This is a genomic window from Streptomyces sp. NPDC056628 (assembly GCF_042792555.1).
In the GTDB taxonomy this organism is placed as follows: Bacteria; Actinomycetota; Actinomycetes; order Streptomycetales; family Streptomycetaceae; genus Streptomyces.
The window spans coordinates 1-4,240 of the sequence record NZ_JBHTWG010000082.1 but is presented as its reverse complement, the minus strand read 5'-3'; the positions used below and the strand labels follow the sequence as shown (position 1 = coordinate 4,240).

Here is a 4,240-nt window from a genome sequence, read left to right as displayed (position 1 = left end):
ACCACTCCTCCCGGCCTGACTCAACGAGCCAAGCCCCTGGAGGGGGTCAACTTTCAAGCGTCGCCGCTGGTCCACTTTTCAGCCGTCGCCGACACTCGACAACTGCATTGGTTGGCGGAACCACCCGAGCATGCCCCGTTGACCATGCTGCCGCACCGCGAAGCTCCAAGATCCCCGACAGGGTCAAGGTTAGACCTTGATCTATCCTCGGTCCTTCACGACCGGGACAGGGGCGATCAGACATGGCGTATCGGGTTGGCGACGAGGTGACCGTCTCTTGCGAGCCGGCAAGCGCTCAGGTCGTCTCGGTGAATGCGACCCACATCCGTCTCCAATGGCCATGGGGAGAGATCGACAACTCCGGACAAGTTCGCTGGGACGGGACATTCCACCTCCCGTGGGCCGATTCGAGCGGTGAATGGACCCCGTATCACTTCGAGCCGGCGCCTCCTGCCCTCCGAGAAGGAGATGTCTGCACGGTGTCGATCCCTCCCACTCGCCTCTGCGTGGGGCACTACGAGGAGTACGACCCGCCTCGTGACTTCGGCTGGGTTCCCGTCCCCACCGCCGGAATCTACGTCGTGCCGCCCGAGAGCTTCGACCCGGAGGACGTGGACGAGACCGCGGGGTGCATGCTCTACCTCGGCGGAGCAGAGCCTCACAGAGTAGAACCTGTCCAGGACTGAGTCGCCAACCGCACGTCATCTCGTCCACAGGTCTTGACTATTGCTCGTAGGGCGCAATCGTCCAGCGCATCATTGTCCGGCCCGTGGGACCAGGCTGAAGAGGCAGGGGATAGACCTGTCCGAAGCGGCGTTCGCCGCGATGTCTCAACGAGTGGCCGCCGCTGCCCCAATTGATCCCCAGAACGGGCAGCCAGCGACGTCGATGGCGCCGATCTGAAGCGGCTGGGTCCAACTCGCGCGGTTGAAGCGGTGGAAGTCAGTGTGCTCGTCGACTGCGACCATGAGGCCCCGGCCCTGGTCGACGCTCTGCCAGTCGTTGAGGGCGTCGCCGAGCTTGTTGGCGTCTTGGAGCGGGAGGTCGAGCCACCCTCGCACGTGGGTGCCGTGTTGCGGGATCAGGTCTCCGCCGAACTGACGATGCGCGGCCTGCGCATGCCCTCCCCAGTAGGCGACGTCGGCAAGGCCGTCGGTTGATGGATGGCCTTCTCCGGTCCAGGAGTCCAGGGCAAGCGCGTCACCGAGCACCATGCCGCAACGGTCGACCGGTAGGTCGCCGATGATGATTTGGGCGTCCCCTGCGGCGCCGGCTCAGGGCAGACCGAGATCGATCTCAAGGACGGCGATGGTCGGTACTCCGTCGAAGGGCGACGCCGCCGTGCTGGCCCGCACCATCAATGGTCTGTCATCGGCGGCGCGAACTGCGGCTCACACATCCAGTCGTGGACGTGTCCGCCGCCGTCCGATGCCGCGGCGCTTGCGCGCTCGGGCAGCGGTCGGCCCAGCTGCGGCCGGTAGTCGATCCACGACGCCATCCCCAGCACGAGGACTCCCGACGGCGCCGTCACGACTCCCACGTCGATGTCAGTTTCAGCCATCCGGCGATTGAACCTTTCTTCTGCTCTCAAGATCAAGGTCCGCCCGGGTCAGCCGCTGTGGGCGCCCGTGGCGAGCGTGGTCGGCGGGCCAGCGCCGGGACTCGCCGCAGTTCGAACCCGTGCTGGACAGGTCAGTGTGCCGCGCCTCGGGCCGGGCCGCACACGCGTCCGGCCCGATCGCGTGCGGGACGGCCAGGCGTAGCCCCCGGCAAGAACCGTGCCTACCTGCGCCGCCGATGGGATCCGCTGCACCATCCCGGACAGGGCCGGCCAGGCGCGCAAGCGCCGGAAGCTCGGCCCTCACGGCTGCCGGCCGGCGGCCTTCGCCCCGGTCGACGACGTGAACGTCATGCGGTCGAGTGCGGGATCAACCGGCTCAGGAGGCACACGTTCGCTTGTACGCCGGCACGCGGTCCGTTATGAAGCGACTGACTGTCCTGGTCCTGCCGTCAACGAGTGGCTGTGACCGCGGCCGTCATGCGGTGGGATCCACATTCCACGCGCCAGGAAGATCACTGCCACAGAAGACACAGACGAAGTCGTCCTCACGCACGATGTTGTGTTCCTGGCAGTCGGGGCACCGCCGGAACACCACCTCGTGGGTGAACCCGCGGGGCCGCCCGAGTCCTACCTCGTCCAGAGCACGAGCGACTGCCGACCAGGAGGTGACGTCTGGACAGTATCCGGTGGACTGGTTGCTGACCTCGCCCACGATCCACCGGTCTACTTCGCGCACGAAGCTGATCTCGCCCGCACTCAGAACCATGTCCCGGCCAGCGCAGGCCACGTGCTCGCTTCGCCGCGGCGCCAGCCGAAGCACACCATCCATGCCGACAACGAAGGTGAACGGGTCGGTCAGCTCTTCTGGCGATCGCTCAGCGATCCAGCCGTCGAAGTCAGCCGCCGAGCTGATCGGGCACCCGCCGCTGCCAGGCCGGACTGCAGCCTTCAGCTCAACCGGTCCGACATACCTGTAACCCCGCCCCCGCGCACTCACGTCAGCCAACCTAAAGCATGTCCGACATACGCCCTAACGGGCTTTGTGTTCCGCTGTGTTTGGGTGGTTGAGGAGTTGGTTGATGAGTTGGGTGGTTTCTGTTTCGAGTGAGCAGTCGAGGTTTTGGTTGATGTGTTGGATACGGGTGATAGCGGTGTGGAGTCCGGTGCGGTTGTTGCGGGCGGCTTCGATGCGCATCCAGTCGCGGTAGAGGAGTTCGGCTGTGGGGTCGCTGTCGAGGCCGGTTGCGACGGCTTGGCGGGCGGCGGCCAGGTCGTGGTGCGGGCCTGGGGGGATGCGGTGGGTGGCCACGGTGTGGGCGACGTCGATGATCCGGGTGGTCATTTCCTGGGCCTGGGGTTCGGCCCAGGGCAGTGGCCGGCCGCCGAACGGCTTGCCGCGGACCAGTGCAAGTGCCTTTTCCAGGTCGGTCAGGCCGGAGGTGCCCTGCTGTAGTGCGGGCTCGGCGAGTTGGAGGAAGCGGGTCCAGTCGCAGCGCACGGTGGGGGCGAGCCGGTAGGGGTCTTCGCGTGCTTTGCGGCGCGGCACGTAGGGGTTGCCGGATGGGTCGCTGCCCAGGCAGCTGCGCAGGCCCTGCATGCGGGCGTTGAGGGTGCTGGTCGACCAGGGGCTGGCGGGGTCCATGTCGGCACACAGCGTGTCCGCGCTACGGCCGGGCCGGAAGTACAGCAGGGCGGCGAGCTGCGCCATTTTTGGGCCGTGGCCGGTGCTGTCCACGCCTGTCACCTCGAGTGGCCCCAGCACCCGGATTTCCGGGGCGTGCAGGTCTGGCGCCTCGCCCTCTTCTGGTATCGCGGGTTCCTCGGGAACCGCCCCTGGGGCGTCAGCCTCGGTCGCCATTGCCGTATTGGTGGGGTCCGCGGCGGCCGGTGACGCCCAGGCTGCGGGCACCGCTGCTTCGGCGCCCGGTCCGGTTTCGTCGTCGTGCGGGGTCGAGGATGCGGTGGGGGCTGGGAGATGGAGCCGGGAGGGATCGGTGCCGGCGCCCAGCAGGGCCGGGAAGACCTCGCGGCTCACGTCCGTTGCCGCCGCCGGTGACGGAACCGAGGCGGCAGTGGCTGCCGCGGCGGGCGCTGTGGGCGCGGACTGCGGCGGCGACGCGTGCTCGGGCTGGTGCGTGCTGTCGAGCTCGTCCGGGACGTCCTGCCAGGGGCCTTCGGCGGGGTGGGGTGGCTGGGCGGACACCTTCAGCGCGGTGGTGATCTGGAGGTAGGCGGTGTGCTCCAGGCGCTGCACGGTGATGTCGGTGCCGGTGTATTCGAGCATCTGCGGGCCGCTGAGCGAGGCGTTGAGGATCTCCGCCTCGGGGAAAGGGGCAGCTGCTGTCGTCGCGGGGGCGATCAGGGTGACGGGCACCGTCCCGGCTCGGGAGAGCAGGTCGGCGAATTGCCAGGCGGCGTCCTCGTCCAAGGAGGTCGCGCACACCAATAGATACGGCTGGTGCCGGGTTTCGGGTATCTGGTGTGCTTCCAACAGGCGTTCGCTCAGGTCGCGCAGCGCGTGCGCGGGCTGGCGCATGTGGGTGATCCGTGCGGTGGGCAGCAGCTGTGGCAGGTCGTGGCCGAACCCTAGTAGGGCTTGGTCATCTTCATTCGTGAGTGGCGTGTCTGCTGGGTGGTTGGTGTCGTTGGGATGGTGTGACGCCTGAGGAGATGGCTGAA

General features: G+C 67.5%; 4 protein-coding genes and 1 pseudogene. 1 reads left to right on the top strand and 4 read right to left on the bottom strand.

The genetic code is table 11. The features are described 5' to 3' along the window. The first annotated feature begins 479 nt into the window (after positions 1 to 479). Complete coding sequence (locus tag ACFRAC_RS36580) at positions 480 to 686, top strand: hypothetical protein (RefSeq protein WP_382939630.1); 207 nt, start codon at positions 480 to 482, stop codon at positions 684 to 686. A 144-nt stretch (positions 687 to 830) separates the two neighbouring features. On the opposite strand, the gene ACFRAC_RS36575 is transcribed toward ACFRAC_RS36580, so the two are convergent. The 4 genes and pseudogenes from ACFRAC_RS36575 to ACFRAC_RS36560 form a co-directional block, all read right to left on the bottom strand. Continuing rightward, positions 831 to 1,214, bottom strand: coding sequence for a hypothetical protein (locus tag ACFRAC_RS36575; protein WP_382939626.1), 384 nt, complete (start codon positions 1,212 to 1,214; stop codon positions 831 to 833). A gap of 143 nt (positions 1,215 to 1,357) precedes the next feature. Then, positions 1,358 to 1,561 carry a hypothetical protein gene (locus ACFRAC_RS36570; protein WP_382939624.1) on the bottom strand — a complete coding sequence of 68 codons (204 nt, stop codon included), beginning with the start codon at positions 1,559 to 1,561 and terminating at the stop codon, positions 1,358 to 1,360. A 475-nt stretch (positions 1,562 to 2,036) separates the two neighbouring features. After that, on the bottom strand, positions 2,037 to 2,558 hold the full coding sequence (locus ACFRAC_RS36565; protein ID WP_382939619.1) for a hypothetical protein: 522 nt from the start codon (positions 2,556 to 2,558) through the stop codon (positions 2,037 to 2,039). A gap of 33 nt (positions 2,559 to 2,591) precedes the next feature. Further along, positions 2,592 to 4,240: pseudogene (locus ACFRAC_RS36560) on the bottom strand (hypothetical protein); the annotation flags it as partial.